The sequence below is a fragment of the Pseudomonas sp. Irchel s3f19 genome, assembly GCF_900187555.1.
Classification (GTDB): domain Bacteria; phylum Pseudomonadota; class Gammaproteobacteria; order Pseudomonadales; family Pseudomonadaceae; genus Aquipseudomonas; species Aquipseudomonas capeferrum.
The window spans coordinates 625,238-646,516 of the sequence record NZ_FYDW01000001.1 but is presented as its reverse complement, the minus strand read 5'-3'; the positions used below and the strand labels follow the sequence as shown (position 1 = coordinate 646,516).

Below are 21,279 nucleotides of genomic sequence, written 5' to 3'. Positions count from 1 at the left end.
CCATCCTCGTGTAGGAGCGGCCTTGCGTCGCGAAAGGGCCGCAGAGCGGACCCGGCGATATAGGTTGCGACGCTGAAATCCAGGGGCCGCTTCGCAGCCCTTTCGCGACGCAAGGCCGCTCCTACACGGGGCCGCGTTGCTTGCAGATGGTTTTTGAGTACCTGAGAACATGTCCAGCAAAGAGCACCACCCCAGCGACCTGATTCGCGCCCGCGACCTCGAGGGCGTCGACGTCTGGGCGCTTCCCAGCTTCGACCCGCAGCCTGAGCCGCAACCCGAGCCTGAGCCGGAACCGGTAGCCATCGAGGAAGAAGTCGAGGAGGTACCGCTGGAAGAAGTCCAGCCGCTGACCCTCGAAGAACTCGAAGCGATTCGCCAGGAGGCCTACAACGAAGGCTTCGCCACCGGTGAGCGCGAGGGCTTTCACAGCACCCAGCTGAAGGTGCGCCAGGAGGCCGAACAGGCCCTGGCAGCCAAGCTGGGCAGCCTCGAGCAGTTGATGGCGAACCTGATGGAGCCCATTGCCGAACAGGACACGCACATCGAGAAAACCCTGGTGCACCTGGTCGCGCACATGACCCGCCAGGTGATCGGCCGCGAGTTGCGCAATGACTCCAGCCAGATCACCCAGGTGCTGCGCGAAGCCCTCAAGCTGCTGCCGATGGGCGCCGACAACATCCGCATCCATCTCAACCCCCAGGATTTCGAACTGGCCAAGGCCTTGCGCGAACGCCATGAAGAAAACTGGCGCCTGCTTGAAGACGAAGCCCTGCTGCCGGGTGGCTGCCGCATCGAGACGGCGCACAGCCGCATCGACGCCAGCATGGAGACGCGTATCGAGAAGGCCGTGGCGCAGTTGTTCGACCAGCTTCACGACCATTCCCTGCACCCGGCGCCAGCGGATATGTCCATCGACCTGGACCACCCCGATGCGCCTTGATCGCACCAGTTTCGGCAAGCGCCTGGGCAGTTACGCCGAGGCGATCGAACTGCCGGCGCAACCCATCGTCGAAGGCCGCCTGCTGCGCATGGTCGGCCTCACCCTGGAGGCCGAAGGCCTGCGCGCCGCAGTGGGCAGCCGCTGCCTGGTGATCAACGACGACAGCTACCACCCGGTGCAGGTAGAAGCTGAAGTCATGGGCTTTTCCGGCACCAAGGTGTTCCTCATGCCGGTTGGCAGCATCGTCGGTATCGCCCCCGGCGCACGGGTGGTGCCGCTGGATGACGGCGGCCGCCTGCCGATGGGCATGAGCATGCTCGGGCGGGTGCTGGACGGCGCCGGGCGCGCCCTCGATGGCAAAGGCGGCATGAAGGCCGAAGACTGGGTACCGATGGACGGCCCGGTCATCAACCCGCTCAACCGCGACCCCATCAGCGTGCCGCTGGATGTGGGCATTCGCAGCATCAATGGCCTGCTCACCGTCGGTCGCGGCCAGCGCCTGGGCCTGTTCGCCGGTACCGGCGTGGGTAAGTCGGTGTTGCTGGGCATGATGACGCGCTTCACCGAAGCCGAGATCATCGTCGTCGGGCTGATCGGCGAGCGGGGCCGCGAGGTGAAGGAATTCATCGAGCATATTCTCGGTGAAGAAGGCCTCAAGCGCTCGGTGGTGGTCGCATCGCCTGCCGATGATGCGCCGCTGATGCGCCTGCGCGCTGCCATGTATTGCACGCGTATCGCCGAGTACTTCCGCGACAAGGGCAAGAATGTGCTGTTGTTGATGGATTCGCTGACCCGTTTTGCCCAGGCCCAGCGTGAAATCGCCCTGGCCATCGGTGAGCCGCCGGCCACCCGCGGTTACCCGCCGTCGGTGTTCGCCAAGCTGCCCAAGCTGGTGGAGCGCGCCGGTAATGGCGAGGCCGGTGGCGGCTCGATCACCGCGTTCTACACGGTCTTGTCGGAAGGCGATGACCAGCAGGACCCAATCGCCGACTCGGCGCGGGGTGTGCTCGACGGCCACTTCGTGCTGTCGCGCCGCCTGGCCGAGGAAGGCCACTACCCGGCGATCGACATCGAAGCCTCGATCAGCCGGGTCATGCCCCAGGTGGTCGATAGCGACCATTTGCGCCAGGCGCAAAAATTCAAGCAACTGTGGTCGCGCCTGTCGCAGAGCCGCGACCTGATCAGCGTGGGTGCCTATGTGCCGGGTGGCGACCCGGAGACGGACCTGGCCATCGCCTTGCAATCGCGGCTGGTGGACTTTTTGCGCCAAGGCCTGGACGAGAACGTCGGCATGGCGCAGAGCCGCGAGCAGCTGGGGGCGATCTTCACGCCTCCGGCGGCGGGCTGATAGGCCATGGCGCTGCCTGGACGTGCTGCGCGCCTGGCGCCGGTGGTGACCATGGCCGAAGAGGCCGAGCGCAAGGCTGCCCAGCGCCTTGGGCACTTCCAGCAGCAGGTGGCCCAGGCGCAGGTGAAGCTGGCCGAGCTCGAGCGCTTTCGTGAAGACTACCAACTGCAGTGGATCAGCCGCGGCGGGCAGGGCGTCGATGGCAACTGGCTGGTCAACTACCAGCGCTTCCTCGGGCAATTGGAAACGGCCATGACCCAGCAGCGCCAGAGCCTTACCTGGCACCAGAACAACCTGAACAACGCCCGCGGCACCTGGCAACAGGCCTATGCCCGAGTGGAGGGGTTGCGCAAGTTGGTGCAACGTTACCTGGACGAAGCACGGCGGGCCGAAGACAAGCGCGAACAGCGACTGCTCGACGAACTGTCCCAGCGCCTGCCGCGGCAAAGCCACTTTTAACTTGCACCGGCCTGCGCGCCGCTGGCGGGGCCGTGTGCTTGCCACCCATGCCATCGCCTGCTAAACCTTAAAAGAGTTGCATCCGCCATCATCGAAGGAATCGCTAGCATGGCAGTCGAAACTGATTTTTCGCAGGACGGGAAAAAGCTGACGATCAAGATCACAGGGCGCTTCGATTTCGGCAAGCATCAGGAGTTTCGTGATGCCTACGAGCGCCAGAACGACCAGCCTGACTCGGTGGTGGTCGACCTGAAGGACGCCACCTACCTCGATAGCTCCGCGCTCGGCATGCTGTTGCTATTGCGTGACCATGCAGGCGGCGACGAGGCCGACGTGCGCGTCATTCATGCCAGCTCCGACGTTCGCAAGATCCTCGCCATCTCCAATTTCGACAAACTGTTCGATATCAGTTGAGCCGTGTGATGGCTGCCGAACAGGCATTGACCGTGCTGGTTGCCGAAGACGGGGCGGCCGACCGCCTGTTGCTTGCGCAGATCGTCCGGCGCCAAGGGCACCAGGTGTTCACGGCCGAAAACGGCGAGCAGGCGGTGGCGCTGTTTGTCGAGCGGCGGCCGCAACTGGTACTGCTCGATGCGTTGATGCCGGTGATGGACGGGTTCGAGGCGGCTCGGCAGATCAAGGCCCTGGCCGGCGAGGCGCTGGTGCCGATCATCTTCCTGACCTCGCTGAACGAGGAAGACGCCCTGGTGCGCTGCCTGGAGGCTGGCGGCGATGATTTCATGGCCAAGCCTTACCGTGCGGTGATCCTCGCCGCCAAGATACGCGCCATGGACCGCCTGCGCCGGTTGCAGGCGACCGTGCTGGCCCAGCGCGACGAGATCACTCGCCACCATCACTACTTGCTCAACGAGCAGCGGGTGGCCAAGGCCGTGTTCGACAAGGTGGCCCATGCCGGTTGCCTGGCCGCGCCCAATATCCGCTACCTGCAATCGCCCTACGCGCTGTTCAACGGTGACCTGCTGCTGGCAGCGTTCACGCCGTCTGGGGACATGCAGGTGCTACTGGGCGATTTCACCGGCCACGGCCTGCCTGCCGCCGTCGGCGCCATGCCCCTGGCCGAGGTGTTCTACGGCATGACGGCCAAGGGCTACGGCCTGGCGCAGACGCTGCGCGAGATGAACGCCAAGCTTAAGCGCATCCTGCCGGTGGACATGTTCTGCTGTGCGTTGATGCTCAACCTCAGCGTGCAGCGCGGTTCGGTGGAGGTGTGGAACGGCGGCATGCCTGACGGCTATCGCTTGTCGGCGGGCGGTGAGGTGCTGTCGGCGTTGGTCTCGCGCCATCTGCCGCTGGGCGTTCTTGCGCCCGAGCGCTTCGATGACAGCACCGAAGTGCTGCCGTTGGCGGCAGGGGAGCGCTTGCTGTTGTTGTCGGACGGGGTGCTCGACACGGCCGATGACCAAGAACGCTTGTTCGGCGTCGAGCGCCTGCATGAGGTGTTGGCCGGCAACCGAGACTCGGTGCGCCTGTTCGATGAGGTGATGCAGGCCCTTGAGCGTTTCGGTGGGCGGCCTCGGGACGACATCAGCTTGTGTGACATCCGCATGTTCACGGCGGATGAGCGGGTGCCGGCGCCAATGATCTACGCTGAACGCGGCCGGCCCAGCCCGCTCGACTGGTCGCTCGGCTTCGAACTGCGCGGCGATAGCCTGAGGCGGTTCAACCCGGTGCCGTACCTGGTGCAACTGTTGCAGGAGATCCACCCGCTGCGCTCGCGCACCGGCAGCCTGCACAGTGTGCTCAGCGAGCTGTTTTCCAATGCCCTGGAACATGGGGTGCTGGGCTTGGATTCGCGGCTCAAGCGCGATGTTGAGGGCTTTGCCGACTACTATCGAGAGCGTGCCCGGCGATTGGGGGCTTTGGCTGACGGCTTCGTGCGCATCGACCTCAAGGTTGAACCCCATGCCCAGGGCGGGCGTCTGATGATCGAGGTGCGTGACAGTGGCGCAGGGTTCGATGTGCAGCAGGTATTGTCGCGGCCAGCGCAGGAGCAGTGTTTGAGTGGCCGGGGTGTGAACCTGGTGCGGCGGCTCGGCAGCGACGCTCAGTGGTGCGAAGGTGGCCGCTGTGCGCGGGTCGAGTTTGTCTGGTGAGTGCTTGGGGTGAGCGCTTTTGTAGAGGGCCACGCCCTGGCTCGGGCATAATCTGGCTTGATCAAGGAGTGAACAAGTGACTGAGATTCATATCGACCACAAGGTGCTCAGTGATCTGCGTGAGGTCATGGAGGATGGCTACCTGCATCTGGTGCAGACATTCCTGGATGACTCCGAGCGTCGCCTGAGCGAATTGCACGCCGCCAAGAGTGCCGACGAGCTGGGTTCGGCCGCGCATAGTTTCAAGGGCAGCAGCAGCAACATGGGGGCTGTCGCCCTGGCCGGCTTGTGTCAGCAACTGGAAGACCGCGTACGGCAGCCACCCTTGTATGGCATCGAGGACCTGATCAACCGCATCGACCTTGAATATATGGAGGTTCGGCGCTTCTACCGCGGTGAGGAACACCGCATCTCGGCAGGCTGATGCACACTTGGCCTGAGTCTTGCCTGTCTTTGCCCGGATGATTACTCAGTTTCTGGCGCGGAGACCGCTCAATGCCTGTCGCACCCAATCCTTTGTTGCAAGCAAACGCCGTAGGCAAGTCGTCGCGAGCGGCCAGCTCGATGGCGGACAAGCCGTTACAGGCGCTGGGCGGCGCGGGCGGCGGCTTCGATCAGGTCATGGCCAAACAGAAAACCTTCGGGCAGGACGACAAGGTCGCCCAGGCCAAGCCCAAGGACAAGCCAGAGCCGGCGCAAGGCGGCAAAAAAGAGGCTGCCGACAAGCCAGCGGTTGCCGATGACGGCAACAAATTGCCAAGCGATGATCAGGCCGATACGGGGCTGAGCGACGCCAACCTGGTGGCCGGCCAGGTCACCGATGCGCAACCCGGTGCGCAATTGATTCAAGCCCAGGCCGAGGCGGTCGCCCCGGTGCTGCAAGCTGCCGCTGCGCAGTCGCTGGCGAGCGCCGCGCTGCCAGAAGAGGCGCCCGCCGAAGAAGCCTTCGACCCTGACGCCGACCCCTTGGCCAACCTGCCGACCTTGCGCCTGGCGCTGGAGCAGAGCGCTCAGGCCAAGGGCACCACCTCGGCACACGCTGTGGACCCTTCGCAGGCCCAGGGCGACGAGGCTAGCGTCAATACCTTGGCGAACCTGATCGACAACGCCGAGGGTGAGGCGGGTGAGCCGGGTGGCAAGGCCTTTGGCGCGCTGCTCGAAGATGGCTTGAAAGACACCAAGGCTGCCAGCAGCGACACGCGCATCGACGATTTCGCCGATCGCCTGGCCAGCCTGACCCAGGCGGCCACGGCGAAGACCGCCAATGCCGTGCCGGCGAATGCCAGCCCATTGCACCAGCCGCTGCCGATGAACCAGAGCGCCTGGACCGAGGGCCTGGTCAATCGGGTCATGTACTTGTCCAGCCAGAACCTCAAATCGGCGGATATCCAGTTGGAGCCGGCGGAGTTGGGGCGGCTGGACATTCGCGTCAATGTGGCGACGGACCAGTCGACCCAGGTGACGTTCATCAGCGGCCACGCCGGCGTGCGTGATGCGCTCGACAGCCAGCTGCACCGGCTGCGGGAGTTGTTTGCCCAGCAGGGCTTGGCGCAGCCGGATGTCAACGTTGCTGACCAGTCGCGGGGGCAGCAGCAACACCAGCAGGCGCAGGAGCAGGGCAGTAATCTGTCGGGGGTTGCGGCGCGGCAGGGGGCCGGGCAGGGCGGCGTAGAACAGGGCGAGAGTGCTGGCGCGGTTGAGCAGCAGGTGGTGATTGGCGACAGTGCGGTTGATTATTACGCGTGATGGCAGGGTGCATGTCGTTAGGTTTTAGCGCCTGTGAGATCGAGCGCCGCCCGCGCGGCGCTCGATCTCACAGGCGCTGCACATCCAACGACAAGCCCAACGACAAGCCCAACGACAAGCCCAACGACAAACCCCTCCGAACCTCATTCCATCCCCCTCCCCAAAACCTGGCATAACACTTGCTCAAGCCACGTCATCCTCCTGTGAACCCCCGATGGACGACGGATTATTGGCATGGCGAAAACCGAAGCAGTAAAAGACCCCGCCACAAAAGGCAAACTCAAGCTGATCCTGCTGTTGGTGCTGGGCCTGGTACTGGCAATCGGCCTTTCGGTGGGCGCCACCTGGTTCATCATGCACAAGAGCGAGCCGGCCCCCGCAGCCGACCCGGCCGCGGCCAACGCCAAGCCCGCGGCCCTCTACGAAGCCCTCACCCCAGCCTTCGTGGTCAATTTCAACCAGAACGGTCGCCAGCGCTACATGCAACTGAGCATCACCTTGCAAGGCCGCAACCAGGCCGACCTGGACGCCCTCAAGGTGCACATGCCGGTGATTCGCAACAACCTGGTGATGATGTTCTCCGGGCAAGGCTTCGATACCTTGGCCAGCAGCCCGGTCGGGCAGGAAATGCTGCGTCAGAAAGCCACCGCCGTGGTCCAGGAAGTCGCACAGAAGGAAGTCGGCAAGCCGGTCATCGACCAGTTGCTGTTCACCAATTTCGTATTGCAGTAGGAGTCCGCAATGGCCGTACAGGACCTGCTGTCCCAGGATGAAATCGATGCGCTGTTGCACGGTGTCGACGACGGTCTGGTGCAGACCGAAAGCGCTTCCGAGCCAGGCAGTATCAAAAGCTACGACCTGACCAGCCAGGATCGGATCGTGCGCGGTCGCATGCCGACCCTGGAAATGATCAACGAGCGCTTTGCCCGCTACACCCGCATCAGCATGTTCAACCTGCTGCGCCGCTCCGCCGACGTGGCGGTGGGCGGCGTGCAGGTGATGAAGTTCGGCGAGTACGTGCATTCGCTGTATGTGCCGACCAGCCTCAACCTGGTCAAGATCAAGCCGCTGCGTGGCACTTCGCTGTTCATCCTCGACGCCAAGCTGGTGTTCAAGCTGGTGGACAACTTCTTCGGGGGTGACGGCCGTCACGCCAAGATCGAAGGCCGTGAGTTCACCCCGACCGAGCTGCGGGTGGTGCGCATGGTCCTTGACCAGTGCTTCGTCGACCTCAAGGAAGCCTGGCAGGCGATCATGCCGGTCAACTTCGAGTACATGAACTCCGAGGTCAACCCGGCCATGGCCAACATCGTCGGTCCCAGTGAGGCGGTGGTGGTGTCGACCTTCCACATCGAGCTGGACGGCGGTGGCGGCGACCTGCACGTGACCATGCCGTACTCGATGATCGAGCCGGTGCGCGAGATGCTGGATGCCGGCTTCCAGTCTGACCTGGACGACCAGGACGAGCGCTGGGTCAAGGCCCTGCGCGAGGACGTGCTGGACGTTGCCGTGCCCTTGACCGCCACCGTCGCCCGCCGCCAGCTGAAGCTGCGCGACATCCTGCACATGCAGCCGGGCGATGTGATCCCGGTGGAGCTGCCCGAACACCTGGTGTTGCGCGCCAACGGCGTGCCGTCGTTCAAGGCGCGCCTGGGCTCGCACAAAGGCAACCTGGCGCTGCAGATCATCGACCCGATCGAACGCCGCTGACGGCGTGCCGGTCGCTCACTACGAATTGAATGCCTGTCGAGGAAATCATGGCTAACGAAAACGAGATCACCTCCCCAGAGGATCAGGCCCTGGCCGACGAATGGGCTGCGGCGCTGGAGGAAACCGGTGACGCCGGCCAAGCCGATATCGATGCGCTGCTGGGCGGCGACACCGGCAACAGCGGCGCGGGCCGCCTGCCGATGGAGGAGTTCGCCAGCTCGCCGCGGCCGAACGAAAATGTCAGCCTCGAAGGCCCCAACCTGGACGTGATCCTGGATATCCCGGTGAACATTTCCATGGAAGTGGGCAGTACCGAGATCAACATCCGCAACCTGCTGCAGCTCAACCAGGGTTCGGTGATCGAGCTCGATCGCCTGGCCGGTGAGCCGCTCGACGTGCTGGTCAACGGCACCTTGATCGCCCATGGCGAAGTAGTGGTGGTCAACGAGAAGTTCGGCATCCGCCTGACCGACGTGATCAGCCCCAGCGAACGTATCAAGAAGCTGCGCTGAGTGAAGGGCTCGATGCGCGCCAGCGCCGCCTTTGCCGGGCTGTTCGCCAGCCAGTTGGCCTGTGCGGCGGCCAGCCCTGCGGCGACCACCGCCGCCGCACCCGGCAGCCTGAGTGGGCAACTGGCGCAGATGGTCTTTGGCCTGCTGCTGGTGGTGGGCCTGATCTTCTTCCTGGCCTGGTTGTTGCGCCGTATGCAAGGCACGGCGGTCAAGGGTGGGCAGGTGATCGAGATCGTCGGCAGCCGGGCCATCGGCCCGCGTGACCGGCTGTTGCTGGTGCAGGTCGGCAAGGAGCAGATCCTGATCGGCCATACCCCAGGCAGTATCGAGGCTTTGCATGTGCTGGCCGAACCCGTGGAAGTGCCCGCCACTGCTCGTCAGGCGACGCCGGAGTTCGCCCAGCGGCTGATGGAGCTGATGGGCAAGGACCCTAAGGACAACAAGTGATGATCGGCGTGCTGCGCATGATGTTGACTCTGGCGCTGCTGCTGGCCGCGCCGTTGGCCCTGGCCGCCGACCCGCTGTCGATCCCGGCCATTACCCTGTCCAATGGGGCGGACGGGCAGCAGGAGTATTCGGTCAGCCTGCAGATCCTGCTGATCATGACGGCGCTGAGTTTCATCCCGGCGTTCGTCATCCTGATGACCAGCTTCACCCGCATCATCATCGTCTTCTCGATTTTGCGTCAGGCCCTGGGTTTGCAGCAGACGCCTTCGAACCAGATCCTGACCGGCATGGCGCTGTTCTTGACCATGTTCATCATGGCGCCGGTGTTCGACCGGGTGAACCAGGATGCCCTGCAGCCGTACCTGAAGGAACAGATGACCGCCCAGCAGGCCATCGACAAAGCCCAGGGGCCACTCAAGGACTTCATGCTGGCACAAACCCGGCAGAGCGACCTGGACCTGTTCATGCGCCTGTCCAAGCGCGCCGACATCGCCGGCCCCGACCAGGTGCCGCTGACCATCCTGGTACCGGCCTTCGTCACCTCCGAGCTCAAGACCGCGTTCCAGATCGGTTTCATGATCTTCATCCCGTTCCTGATCATCGACATGGTGGTCGCCAGCGTGCTGATGGCGATGGGTATGATGATGCTGTCACCGCTGATCATTTCGCTGCCGTTCAAGATCATGCTGTTCGTCCTGGTCGATGGCTGGGCGCTGATCATGGGCACCCTGGCCAGTAGTTTCGGCGGCGTCTGACGCTGCCAAGGAGAGCCACGCATGACCCCTGAAGTTGCTGTCGACCTGTTCCGCGATGCCCTCTGGATGACCACGCTGATGGTCGCCATCCTGGTGGTGCCGAGCCTGCTGGTGGGCCTGATGGTGGCGATGTTCCAGGCTGCCACGCAGATCAACGAACAGACCCTGAGCTTTCTGCCGCGCCTGCTGGTGATGCTGGTTACGCTGATCGTCGCCGGGCCGTGGCTGGTGCAGAAGTTCATGGAGTACATCACCACCCTCTACACCAGCATCCCGCAGCTGATCGGTTGACACGGCCATGCTGGAGCTGACCGACGCGCAGATCGGCACCTGGGTCGCCACCTTCATCCTGCCGTTGTTCCGGGTGACGGCGGTGCTGATGACCATGCCGATCTTCGGCACGCGCATGCTGCCGGCGCGGGTGCGCCTGTACGTGGCGGTGGCCATCACCGTGGTGATCGTGCCGGCGCTGCCGCCGTTGCCCGAATTCGACCCGTTGAGCCTGCAGGGGCTGCTGCTGTGTGGTGAGCAGGTCATCGTCGGGGCGTTGTTCGGTTTCTCGTTGCAGTTGCTGTTCCAGGCCTTCGTCATCGCCGGCCAGATCGTCGCGGTGCAGATGGGCATGGCCTTCGCCTCGATGGTCGACCCGGCCAACGGTGTCAACGTCACGGTGATCAGCCAGTTCATGACCATGCTGATCAGCGTGCTGTTTCTGTTGATGAACGGGCACCTGGTGGTGTTCGAGGTGCTCACCGAAAGCTTCACCACCTTGCCGGTGGGCAACGCGCTGGTGGTCAATCAGTTCTGGGAAATGGCCGGGCGCCTGGGCTGGGTGTTTGGCGCCGGGCTATTGCTGATCTTGCCGGTGATCGCAGCCTTGCTGGTGGTGAACATCGCCTTTGGCGTGATGACGCGTGCGGCGCCGCAGTTGAACATCTTCTCTATCGGCTTCCCGCTGACCCTGGTCATGGGCATGGGGATTTTCTGGATAGGCCTGGCCGATATTCTTTCCCACTACCAGGCATTGGCCAGCGATGCGCTGCAATGGCTGCGTGATCTGGCGAGGGCGCGCTGAGCATGGCTGAAAGCGAGAGCGGTCAGGACAAAACAGAGGACCCCACCGAAAAGCGCAAACGCGACGCGCGTGAAAAAGGCGAGGTTGCCCGCTCCAAGGAGCTGAACACCGTGGCGGTGACCCTGGCCGGTGCCGGTGGCCTGCTGATGTTTGGCGGGCACCTGGCCGAGACGCTGCTGAACCTGATGCGCATGAACTTCAGCCTGACCCGCGAGATCATCGTCGACGAGCGGTCGATGGGCGCATTCCTGCTGGCCTCCGGCAAGATGGCGATCTGGGCGGTGCAGCCGGTGCTGATTTTGCTGTTCGTGATCTCGTTCGTTGCCCCGATCGCGCTGGGCGGTTTTGTATTTTCCGGCAGCCTGCTACAGCCGAAATTCAGCCGTATGAGCCCGCTGTCGGGGATCAAACGGATGTTCTCGATGAATTCCCTGACCGAATTGCTCAAGGCACTGGTCAAGTTCTTCGCGATCCTGATTGTGGCGGTGGTGGTGCTGGTTAGTGACCGCCAGGCGTTGTTGTCGATTGCCAACGAGCCGCTGGAGCAGGCGATCATCCACAGTTTGCAGGTGGTGGGTTGGAGTGCGTTGTGGATGTCGGCGGGGTTGCTGTTGATCGCGGCAGCGGACGTGCCGTTCCAGCTGTGGCAGACGCACAAGAAAATGAAGATGACCAAGCAGGAAGTGCGTGACGAGTACAAGGACTCGGAGGGCAAGCCTGAGGTCAAGCAGCGTATTCGCCAGTTGCAGCGCGAAGCATCGCAACGGCGCATGATGGCCGCGGTGCCGCAGGCGGACGTGATCATCACGAACCCGACGCACTATGCGGTGGCGCTGCAATACGACCCGGAGAAGGGCGGGGCGGCGCCGCTGTTGCTGGCCAAGGGTACTGATTTCATGGCACTGAAGATTCGCGAAATCGGCGTTGCGCACAAGGTGCAGATTCTTGAGTCGCCGGCGCTGGCGCGGGCGATCTATTACTCCACCGAGCTTGAGCATGAGATCCCGGCGGGGTTGTACCTGGCGGTGGCGCAGGTGCTGGCGTATGTATTCCAGATACGTCAGTACCGGTCGGGCAAGGGCAAGCGGCCGGAGCCTTTGAAAGACGATCTGCCGATTCCGCCGGATTTGCGGCGTGATGGCTGACAGGCGCCAGGCGATGGGGTTTTGGCGCCTGTGAGATCGAGCGCCGCCCGCGCGGCGCATCGCGACGCAAGGCCGCTCCTACGTTTGTTTCGGGCCAGTGAGGTCTGTGGCATTTGCGCGCGACCGCCTTGTTAGTACGACGCGATATTTAGGCGGGCGCCAAAGGGCCGCACGCCAATACCCCAGGAATAACTGGCCCGAAACAAATGTAGGAGCGGCCTTGCGTCGCGATGCGCCGCGCGGGCGGCGCTCGATCTAACTGCATTCGAAAATCCCACGGCGTACATCCAAATCCCCGGCGTACATCCAAATAGCAAAGTTGGAAGGCTTCTTGCAGAGCCACGCCCAGGCGCCCCCTGGGCGTCAAAGTTTTGCATCAAGAGGACTCGCGGTGGATCGCACTCAGTTAATCAGCAACGCCCGCCACAACCTGGCCGGTCTCGGTCGGGGCAACCTGGGCGTGCCGCTGTTGCTGCTGGTGATGTTGGCAATGATGATGTTGCCGATACCGCCGTTCTTGCTCGACGTGTTCTTCACCTTCAACATCGCCCTGTCGATCGTGGTGCTGCTGGTCTGCGTGTACGCCCTGCGCCCGCTCGACTTCGCCGCATTCCCCACCATCCTGCTGGTGGCGACCTTGCTGCGCCTGGCGCTGAACGTGGCGTCCACGCGGGTGGTCATGCTCCACGGCCAGGAGGGCCACGGCGCCGCAGGCAAGGTGATCCAGGCCTTCGGTGAAGTGGTCATCGGCGGCAATTACGTGGTCGGTGCGGTGGTGTTCGCCATCCTCATGATCATCAACTTCGTGGTGGTCACCAAGGGCGCCGGGCGTATTTCCGAGGTAAGCGCACGCTTTACCCTCGATGCGATGCCGGGCAAACAGATGGCCATCGACGCCGACCTCAACGCTGGCCTGATCGACCAGGCCCAGGCCAAGGCGCGCCGTACCGAGGTGGCCCAGGAGGCCGAGTTCTACGGCTCGATGGACGGTGCCAGCAAGTTCGTGCGCGGCGATGCCATCGCCGGCCTGTTGATCCTGTTCATCAACCTCATCGGCGGCATGCTCATCGGCATGCTCCAGCACGGCATGCCGTTCAGCGAAGCCGGCAAGGTGTATGCCCTGCTGACCATCGGTGACGGTTTGGTGGCGCAATTGCCATCACTGCTGTTGTCCACCGCCGCAGCCATCATGGTCACCCGCGCCTCGGGCTCGGAAGACATGGGCAAGCTGATCAACCGGCAGATGTTCGATTCGCCAAAGGCGCTGGCGGTGTCCGGCGGCCTGATGATCGTCATGGGCCTGGTGCCGGGCATGCCGCACGTGGCCTTCCTCAGCCTCGGGCTGATGGCCTGCGGCGGCGCCTACCTGGTGTGGAAGAAACAGCAGCAGGTCAAGGCCAAGGCCCAGGCAGAGGTGCAGCGCCAGCAGGACCTGCTGCCCTCGCCGCAGCGTGCGCTGGAAACCAAGGAGCTGGGCTGGGACGACGTTACCCCGATCGACATGATCGGCCTGGAAGTGGGCTATCGGCTTATCCCGCTGGTCGACCGCAACCAAGGTGGCCAGTTGCTGGCGCGGATCAAGGGCGTGCGCAAGAAGCTGTCCCAGGACCTGGGCTTCCTCATGCCCACCGTGCACATTCGCGACAACCTCGACCTGCAGCCCAGTGCCTACCGCCTGACCTTGATGGGGGTGATTCTGGCCGAAGCGGAGATCTACCCGGACCGCGAGCTGGCGATCAACCCAGGCCAGGTATTTGGCACCCTCAACGGCATTGCCGCGCGCGACCCGGCGTTTGGCCTGGAGGCGGTGTGGATCGACGTTGGCCAGCGCTCTCAGGCGCAGTCGCTGGGCTACACCGTGGTGGACGCCAGTACCGTGGTGGCCACCCACCTCAACCAGATCCTGCAAAAGCACTGTCACGAACTGATCGGCCACGAAGAGGTCCAGCAACTGCTGCAGGTGCTGGGCAAGGCTTCGCCTAAACTTGCAGAAGAGCTGGTGCCGGGTGTCATTTCCTTGTCGGGCTTGCTCAAGGTCTTGCAGGCGTTGTTGTCCGAGCAGGTACCGGTGCGCGACATCCGCAGCATCGCCGAGGCTATCGCCAACAACGCCGGCAAGAGTCAAGATACCGCCGCGCTGGTCGCGGCGGTGCGCGTCGGATTGTGTCGCGCCATCGTGCAAAGCATTGTCGGCGTTGAGTCGGAGCTGCCGGTGATTACCCTGGAGCCAAGGTTGGAACAGATTTTGCTCAATAGTCTGCAAAGGGCCGGGCAGGGTCAGGAAGACGGTGTTCTTCTGGAACCGAGCATGGCCGAAAAGCTGCAGCGTTCGCTGATTGACGCGGCCCAGCGCCAAGAGATGCAGGGCCAGCCGGCCATTCTTCTGGTCGCCGGCCCGATCCGCGCCATGCTGTCGCGCTTCGGTCGCCTGGCTGTACCGAATTTGCATGTTCTGGCGTATCAGGAAATACCTGACAACAAGCAAGTCACCATCGTTGCCACCGTGGGCCCTAACGGCTGAGGTAGTGGATAATGCAAGTTAAGCGATTTTTCGCCGCCGATATGCGTCAGGCCATGAAGCTGGTCCGGGATGAGCTTGGCTCCGATGCCGCCATCATCGGTAACCGCCGCATTGCCGGTGGTGTCGAATTGACGGCGGCGCTGGACTACAAGCTGTCCGCACTGGCCCCGCGCGTACCCAACGCCGAGCTTGAAGAAGAGCTGCGCAAGACCCACACGCGTATCGCCACGGCCCAGGCCGAACTGGACCAGCGCAGCGACAGCAGCGACAACAACCGCCAATTGTTCGCCGGGCAGTCGCTGACCGCCTCGGAACCCTTGGTCGAGCCGCACGTGGATGCACCGGCGCCTGCCGCTGCGCCCAGCCCGGCGCCGGTCGACCCACGGCTGTTCGATGCCATGCGCTCGGAGCTGTCGGGGCTGCGCGAGCTGCTGGAAGTGCAACTCGGCTCGCTGGCCTGGAGCCAGCTGCAAGGCAGCAAGCCCCAGCAAGCCAACCTCTGGCGCCGCCTGCAGCGCATCGGCCTGTCCGGCCCGATTGCCCGTGAGCTGCTTGAACTCACCACCGAGATCGAAGAGCCGCGCCAGGCCTGGCGCATGCTGCTGGCGCACCTGGCGCGGATGATCGAGATTCCCGAGGTCGAGCCGATCGAAGAGGGCGGTGTGATCGCCATGGTCGGCCCGGCCGGCATGGGCAAGACCACCACCCTGGCCAAGCTGGCCGCGCGTTACGTGCTCAAGTACGGCGCCCCGCAGCTGGCGTTGGTGAGCATGGACAGCTTCCGCATCGGTGCCCAGGAGCAGCTCAAGACCCTGGGGCGTATCCTCAACGTGCCGGTGACCTATGTCGACCCGGGCCAGTCGCTGGCCCAAGCGCTGGAGCCGCTGCTGCGCAAACGCGTGGTGCTGATCGATACCGCCGGCCTGCAGGCCAGCGACCCGGCCCTGCGCATGCAGCTCGAAACCCTGGCGAGCCGCGGCATCGCCTCGAAGAACTACCTGGTGCTGGCAACCACCAGCCAGAAGCAGGTGCTGACGGCCGCCTACCACAGCTACAAGCGGTGTGGCCTGGCCGGTTGCATCCTGACCAAACTCGATGAAACGGCAAGCCTCGGCGATGTGCTGAGTCTTGCCATCAGTCATGAATTGCCGGTGGCCTACCTGACCGATGGGCCACGTATTCCTGACGATTTGCACTTGCCACGGGCGCACCAACTGGTAACGCGCGCGGTCAATGTGCAACAGCAGGATGAGCCCAGCGAAGAGGCCATGGCCGACATGTTCGCTGATCTCTACCACAACCCACGGCGAGCGGGTTGATGATGAAGCGTGTGCAAAGTAGCTATGCCAAGGGGCACGCAGAATTGCCTCACGTGTGGCCTGAGTCCCAGCGAGACAAGGTAAAGAACAGACATGGGTAGCATGCATCCCGTACAGGTGATCGCCGTGACCGGTGGCAAAGGTGGCGTCGGCAAAACTAACGTTTCAGTGAACCTGTCTCTGGCGCTGGCCGAGCTTGGCCGCAGGGTCATGTTGCTGGACGCCGACCTGGGCCTGGCCAATGTCGACGTATTGCTTGGGCTTACCCCCAAACGCACCCTGGCCGATGTCATCGAAGGGCGCTGCGAGCTGCGCGATGTGATGCTGCAGGGGCCGGGCGGAGTGCGCATCGTGCCGGCGGCCTCCGGCACCCAGAGTATGGTGCACCTGGCGCCGGCCCAGCACGCCGGCCTGATCCAGGCCTTCAGCGATGTCGGCGACAACCTCGACGTGCTGGTGATCGACACCGCTGCAGGTATTGGTGACTCGGTGGTCAGCTTCGTTCGCGCGGCCCAGGAAGTGCTGCTGGTGGTCTGCGACGAGCCCACCTCGATCACCGACGCCTATGCGCTGATCAAGCTGCTCAACCGCGATTACGGCATGAACCGCTTCCGCGTGCTGGCCAACATGGCCCAGAGCCCGCAGGAAGGGCGCAACCTCTTCGCCAAGTTGACCAAGGTCACCGACCGCTTCCTCGACGTGGCCCTGCAGTATGTCGGCGCCGTGCCGTACGACGAGTGCGTGCGCAAGGCGGTGCAGAAGCAGCGGGCAGTTTACGAAGCGTTCCCGCGCTCCAAGTGCGCGCTGGCCTTCAAGGCCATTGCGCAGAAGGTCGACAGCTGGCCGTTGCCGGCCAACCCGCGCGGGCACCTGGAGTTCTTCGTCGAGCGTCTGGTGCAGCCCACCAGCGCAGGACCGGTACTATGAGTGCGAGCGGCTTCAAGATGTACAGCAGGGCGTCGAAAGACGCCCAGTACGAGCTGATCGAACGCTACGCCCCGCTGGTCAAGCGCATTGCCTACCACCTGCTGGCGCGGCTGCCGGCCAACGTCCAAGTCGAAGACCTGATCCAGGCCGGCATGATCGGCCTGCTGGAAGTGGCCAACAAGTACGACGCCAGCAAGGGCGCCAGCTTCGAAACCTACGCCGGTATCCGCATCCGCGGCGCGATGCTCGATGAGGTGCGCAAAGGCGATTGGGCACCGCGTTCGGTGCACCGCAACACACGCATGGTCAGTGACGCAATGCGCGCTGTTGAAGCAAGAACCGGTCGCGACGCTAAAGATCACGAAGTTGCGGCCGAACTCCAATTGAGTCTCGACGATTACTACGGGATTTTGAACGATACCTTAGGCAGCCGGCTGTTCAGCTTCGACGACCTGTTGCAGGACGGCGAGCACGAAGGGCTGCACGAGGACGGCGCCAGTGGCCAGGTCGAGCCGTCGCGCGATCTTGAAGACGAGCGCTTCCAGGCTGCCCTGACCGATGCCATTGCCAACCTGCCAGAGCGCGAGCGGCTGGTGCTGGCGCTGTACTACGACGAAGAGCTGAACCTCAAGGAAATCGGTGAGGTGCTGGGGGTCAGCGAGTCGCGCGTAAGCCAGCTGCACAGCCAGTGCGCCGCACGTTTGCGCAGCCGTCTGGGTGAATGGCGGGCGCGCTGAGTGCCAACCGTTCGCCGTTGAAGACGCTGCAGTCGTTTCACGTTGTGCCGAATTGAATGAATGCGTGCTCGGGGGCCGAGCGCGTTTGAGACTGCTTGGAGGTCTAATTGGACAAGAACATGAAAATCCTCATCGTTGACGACTTTTCGACGATGCGGCGGATCATCAAGAACCTGCTACGTGATCTGGGCTTCACCAATACCGACGAAGCCGATGACGGCACCACGGCGTTGCCGATGCTGGAAAACGGCCACTACGACTTCCTGGTGACCGACTGGAACATGCCGGGCATGTCCGGTATCGACCTGCTGCGTAAAGTCCGCGCCAGCGAGAAGCTGAAAACCATGCCGGTACTGATGGTGACCGCCGAAGCCAAGCGCGACCAGATCATCGAAGCGGCCCAGGCCGGCGTCAATGGTTACGTGGTCAAGCCGTTCACCGCTCAGGTGCTCAAAGAAAAGATCGAGAAGATCTTCGAACGCGTCAACGGCTGAGTCACGTCAGGGGGCGCGCCATGGATTCATCACAAACGTCTTTGGGGGAGTTCGAAACGACCCTGAAGAAACATGCCCAGGAATTGGTCGAGAGCCTGGAGCGGGGTCGCTTCGGCGAGGCGGTGCAGCTGATTCATCAGCTGAACCAGACCCGCGACCGTGGCCTGTACCAGGAAGTCGGCAAGCTGACCCGAGAGCTGCACAGCGCCATCGTCAGCTTCCAGATCGACCCGAACATGCCGCAGGCCGAGGAAGTCTCGCAGATCACCGACGCCACCGAGCGCCTGTCCTATGTGGTCAAGCTGACCGAGGGTGCGGCCAACCGCACCATGGACCTGGTCGAGGAAAGCACGCCGGTGCTCAACGACCTGGCAGGTGAGGCCAAGGCCCTGAGCGTGGACTGGCAGCGCTTCATGCGCCGCGAAGTCGCTGCGCCAGAATTCCGTGACCTGGTCAAGCGGGTCGACAGTTTCCTGACGCACAGTGCCGAAGGCAACCGCAAGGTTTCCGGCCACCTCAACGACATTCTGCTGGCTCAGGACTACCAAGACCTGACCGGCCAGGTGATCAAGCGGGTCACCGCGTTGGTCACCGAGGTGGAAAGCAACCTGCTCAAGCTCGTGCTGATGGCCAGTCAGGTCGACCGTTTTGCCGGCATCGAACATGACCACCAGCAGCTTCGCGCTGAAAAAGATCAAGAAAAACATCCGACTCGGGGTGAAGGTCCGCAGATTCATGCCGATAAGCGTGAAGACGTCGTGTCCGGTCAGGACGATGTCGATGATCTGCTGTCCAGTCTGGGTTTTTAAGGAGCACGTTTAATGAGCTTCGGCGCCGATGAAGAAATCCTTCAGGATTTCCTGGTAGAAGCCGGCGAAATTCTTGAGCAACTGTCCGAGCAATTGGTCGAGCTGGAAAGCCGACCGGATGATGCCGACCTGCTCAATGCCATTTTTCGCGGTTTCCACACTGTAAAAGGGGGCGCCGGCTTCCTCCAGCTCAACGAGCTGGTGGAGTGCTGCCATATCGCCGAGAACGTGTTCGACATCCTGCGCAAAGGTGAGCGCCGGGTCGACGCCGAGTTGATGGACGTGGTGCTTGAAGCGCTGGACACGGTCAACAACATGTTTGGCCAGGTCCGCGAGCGCAGCGAAGTCATCCCGGCCACCCCGGAGCTGCTGGCCGCGTTGTCGCGCCTGGCCGAGCCTGCCGCTGCTGACGAAGTCGCCGCTGCCGAGCCTGCGGCCGCTGAACCGCTGGCCGCAGCGCCTGCCGAAGAGCCGGACATCACCGACAGCGAATTCGAGCAGCTGCTCGACTCGCTCGACGCGGTCAAGGCCCAGGCCGCTGCCGATGAGCAGTTGCAAGGCGAGAGCGTCAGCGGCGCCAGTGACGAGATCACCGACGCCGAGTTCGAATCGCTGCTCGACCAGTTGCATGGCAAAGGCCAGTTCAGCGCCGAAGTCGTCGCTGAGCCAGTGGCCAGCGCCCCGGCGCCGGTCAGCGACGAAATCACCGATGAAGAGTTCGAGTCGTTGCTCGATCAACTGCATGGCAAGGGCACGTTCCAGGCCGACGCCTTGCCCGCCGCCGCTGCAGTTGCGCCCGTGAGCACTGCACCGGCCGCCACGGCCAGTGACGCTATCAGCGAGCACGAATTCGAAGCCTTGCTCGACCAGTTGCACGGCAAGGGCAAGTTCTCTGGCGACGCCGTCGCGGTCGAAGCGCCTGTCGCTGCCAAGGTCGAAAGCAAGCCAGTGGCCAAGCCCGCACCGGCGCCTGTCAGCAAGCCTGCGCCTGCACCACGGGCACCGGCCCCTGCGGCAGAAAAGCATGCCGTCAGCGAGGCAGAAACCACCGTGCGCGTCGACACCGCGCGCCTGGACGAGATCATGAACATGGTCGGCGAACTGGTGCTGGTGCGTAACCGCTTGGTCCGCCTGGGCCTGAACAGCGGCGACGAGGCCATGTCCAAGGCCGTGTCGAACCTCGACGTGGTCACTGCCGACCTGCAGACCGCGGTCATGAAGACCCGCATGCAGCCGATCAAGAAAGTCTTCGGCCGCTTCCCGCGTCTGGTTCGCGACCTGGCCCGCCAACTCAAGAAAGAGATCAACCTGGAGCTGGTCGGTGAAGAGACCGACCTCGACAAGAACCTCGTCGAGGCCCTGGCTGACCCGCTGGTGCACTTGGTGCGCAACGCGGTCGACCATGGCGTGGAAATGCCCGACGAGCGTGAAGCGTCCGGCAAGGCGCGGACCGGCCGGGTGGTGTTGTCAGCCGAGCAGGAAGGCGACCATATCCTGCTGTCGATCTCCGATGACGGCAAGGGCATGGACCCCAACATCCTGCGCGCCAAGGCCGTGGAGAAGGGCCTGATGGACAAGGACGCCGCTGAGCGTCTGAGCGAGTCGGACTGCTACAACCTGATCTTCGCCCCGGGCTTCTCGACCAAGACCGAGATTTCCGACGTGTCCGGCCGTGGTGTCGGCATGGATGTGGTGAAGACCAAGATTTCCCAGCTCAATGGCTCGATCAACATCTACTCGGCCAAGGGCCAGGGTTCGAAGATCGTCATCAAGGTGCCGCTGACCCTGGCGATCATGCCGACCCTGATGGTGATGCTGGCCAACCAGGCCTTCGCCTTCCCGCTGGTCAACGTCAACGAGATCTTCCACCTCGACCTGTCGCGCACCAATGTGGTCGATGGCCAGGAAGTGGTGATCGTGCGCGACAAGGCGCTGCCACTGTTCTACCTCAAGCGCTGGCTGGTGCAGGGCCAGGTGCACGAAGAGCAGCATGAGGGCCACGTGGTGATCCTCTCGGTTGGTACCCAACGCATTGGCTTTGTCGTCGATCAACTGGTGGGCCAGGAAGAAGTGGTAATCAAGCCGCTGGGCAAGATGCTGCAGGGCACGCCGGGCATGTCCGGGGCCACTATCACCGGCGACGGTCGCATCGCGTTGATCCTCGACGTCCCGAGCATGCTCAAGCGTTACGCCGCGCGGCGTATTTGATTTCGGTGGCGCA

At 63.3% G+C, this 21,279-nt stretch carries 22 protein-coding genes; all 22 read left to right on the top strand.

Translation table 11 applies throughout. The annotated features are described in order from the left end of the window. The first annotated feature begins 169 nt into the window (after window positions 1–169). The 22 genes from fliH to CKW22_RS02805 all read left to right on the top strand — a co-directional run bounded on the left by fliH (window position 170) and on the right by CKW22_RS02805 (window position 21,266). Window positions 170–940 (top strand): flagellar assembly protein FliH, encoded by a 771-nt coding sequence (gene fliH, locus CKW22_RS02910; protein WP_047583665.1) that lies wholly within the window; start codon window positions 170–172, stop codon window positions 938–940. Continuing rightward, window positions 930–2,288: a flagellar protein export ATPase FliI gene (gene fliI, locus CKW22_RS02905; protein WP_033699466.1), complete on the top strand. Its 1,359-nt coding sequence runs from the start codon at window positions 930–932 to the stop codon at window positions 2,286–2,288. The genes fliH and fliI overlap by 11 nt, the downstream gene beginning before the upstream one ends. Before the next feature lie 6 nt (window positions 2,289–2,294). After that, complete coding sequence (fliJ, locus tag CKW22_RS02900; RefSeq protein ID WP_095063721.1) at window positions 2,295–2,747, top strand: flagellar export protein FliJ; 453 nt, start codon at window positions 2,295–2,297, stop codon at window positions 2,745–2,747. Window positions 2,748–2,855: 108 nt separating this feature from the next. Continuing rightward, entirely contained in the window at window positions 2,856–3,161 is a 306-nt protein-coding gene (locus CKW22_RS02895) for an STAS domain-containing protein (RefSeq protein ID WP_047583663.1), read from the top strand. 8 nt (window positions 3,162–3,169) lie between these two features. Continuing rightward, complete coding sequence (locus tag CKW22_RS02890; RefSeq protein WP_033699463.1) at window positions 3,170–4,861, top strand: fused response regulator/phosphatase; 1,692 nt, start codon at window positions 3,170–3,172, stop codon at window positions 4,859–4,861. 76 nt (window positions 4,862–4,937) lie between these two features. Continuing rightward, the gene (locus CKW22_RS02885; RefSeq protein ID WP_033699462.1) at window positions 4,938–5,285 is read left to right on the top strand and encodes an Hpt domain-containing protein; all 348 of its coding nucleotides are present in this window, start codon (window positions 4,938–4,940) and stop codon (window positions 5,283–5,285) included. Window positions 5,286–5,356: 71 nt separating this feature from the next. Beyond that, window positions 5,357–6,607 carry a flagellar hook-length control protein FliK gene (locus CKW22_RS02880; protein WP_033699460.1) on the top strand — a complete coding sequence of 417 codons (1,251 nt, stop codon included), beginning with the start codon at window positions 5,357–5,359 and terminating at the stop codon, window positions 6,605–6,607. A 234-nt stretch (window positions 6,608–6,841) separates the two neighbouring features. After that, window positions 6,842–7,339: a flagellar basal body-associated protein FliL gene (fliL, locus tag CKW22_RS02875; RefSeq protein ID WP_033699458.1), complete on the top strand. Its 498-nt coding sequence runs from the start codon at window positions 6,842–6,844 to the stop codon at window positions 7,337–7,339. A gap of 9 nt (window positions 7,340–7,348) precedes the next feature. Next, window positions 7,349–8,317 (top strand): flagellar motor switch protein FliM, encoded by a 969-nt coding sequence (gene fliM, locus CKW22_RS02870; RefSeq protein WP_027593022.1) that lies wholly within the window; start codon window positions 7,349–7,351, stop codon window positions 8,315–8,317. Between the two features lie 47 nt (window positions 8,318–8,364). Beyond that, a complete protein-coding gene (gene fliN, locus CKW22_RS02865) occupies window positions 8,365–8,829 on the top strand; it encodes a flagellar motor switch protein FliN (protein WP_027593021.1) in 465 nt (154 codons plus the stop codon). 12 nt (window positions 8,830–8,841) lie between these two features. Then, window positions 8,842–9,276, top strand: a complete 435-nt coding sequence (gene fliO, locus CKW22_RS02860) for a flagellar biosynthetic protein FliO (RefSeq protein WP_047583666.1) — start codon at window positions 8,842–8,844, stop codon at window positions 9,274–9,276. After that, complete coding sequence (gene fliP, locus CKW22_RS02855) at window positions 9,276–10,031, top strand: flagellar type III secretion system pore protein FliP (RefSeq protein ID WP_177447933.1); 756 nt, start codon at window positions 9,276–9,278, stop codon at window positions 10,029–10,031. The genes fliO and fliP overlap by 1 nt, the downstream gene beginning before the upstream one ends. Window positions 10,032–10,052: 21 nt before the next feature. Then, a complete protein-coding gene (gene fliQ / locus CKW22_RS02850; protein WP_033699456.1) occupies window positions 10,053–10,322 on the top strand; it encodes a flagellar biosynthesis protein FliQ in 270 nt (89 codons plus the stop codon). 7 nt (window positions 10,323–10,329) lie between these two features. Further along, window positions 10,330–11,106: a flagellar biosynthetic protein FliR gene (gene fliR / locus CKW22_RS02845; RefSeq protein WP_033699454.1), complete on the top strand. Its 777-nt coding sequence runs from the start codon at window positions 10,330–10,332 to the stop codon at window positions 11,104–11,106. Between the two features lie 2 nt (window positions 11,107–11,108). Further along, window positions 11,109–12,251, top strand: a complete 1,143-nt coding sequence (flhB, locus tag CKW22_RS02840; RefSeq protein ID WP_033699452.1) for a flagellar biosynthesis protein FlhB — start codon at window positions 11,109–11,111, stop codon at window positions 12,249–12,251. A 391-nt stretch (window positions 12,252–12,642) separates the two neighbouring features. Continuing rightward, the gene (gene flhA, locus CKW22_RS02835; RefSeq protein WP_033699451.1) at window positions 12,643–14,772 is read left to right on the top strand and encodes a flagellar biosynthesis protein FlhA; all 2,130 of its coding nucleotides are present in this window, start codon (window positions 12,643–12,645) and stop codon (window positions 14,770–14,772) included. Between the two features lie 11 nt (window positions 14,773–14,783). After that, window positions 14,784–16,091 (top strand): flagellar biosynthesis protein FlhF, encoded by a 1,308-nt coding sequence (flhF, locus tag CKW22_RS02830; RefSeq protein WP_033699450.1) that lies wholly within the window; start codon window positions 14,784–14,786, stop codon window positions 16,089–16,091. Window positions 16,092–16,184: 93 nt separating this feature from the next. After that, window positions 16,185–17,018, top strand: a complete 834-nt coding sequence (gene fleN, locus CKW22_RS02825; RefSeq protein WP_027593013.1) for a flagellar synthesis regulator FleN — start codon at window positions 16,185–16,187, stop codon at window positions 17,016–17,018. After that, window positions 17,015–17,755, top strand: a complete 741-nt coding sequence (fliA, locus tag CKW22_RS02820; RefSeq protein ID WP_033699449.1) for an RNA polymerase sigma factor FliA — start codon at window positions 17,015–17,017, stop codon at window positions 17,753–17,755. The genes fleN and fliA overlap by 4 nt, the downstream gene beginning before the upstream one ends. A 119-nt stretch (window positions 17,756–17,874) precedes the next feature. Further along, window positions 17,875–18,249, top strand: coding sequence for a chemotaxis response regulator CheY (locus tag CKW22_RS02815; RefSeq protein ID WP_077068541.1), 375 nt, complete (start codon window positions 17,875–17,877; stop codon window positions 18,247–18,249). A 20-nt stretch (window positions 18,250–18,269) separates the two neighbouring features. Continuing rightward, window positions 18,270–19,058 (top strand): protein phosphatase CheZ, encoded by a 789-nt coding sequence (locus tag CKW22_RS02810; protein WP_033699448.1) that lies wholly within the window; start codon window positions 18,270–18,272, stop codon window positions 19,056–19,058. Window positions 19,059–19,070: 12 nt separating this feature from the next. Further along, window positions 19,071–21,266, top strand: a complete 2,196-nt coding sequence (locus CKW22_RS02805; protein ID WP_033699446.1) for a chemotaxis protein CheA — start codon at window positions 19,071–19,073, stop codon at window positions 21,264–21,266. Window positions 21,267–21,279 lie beyond the last annotated feature (13 nt).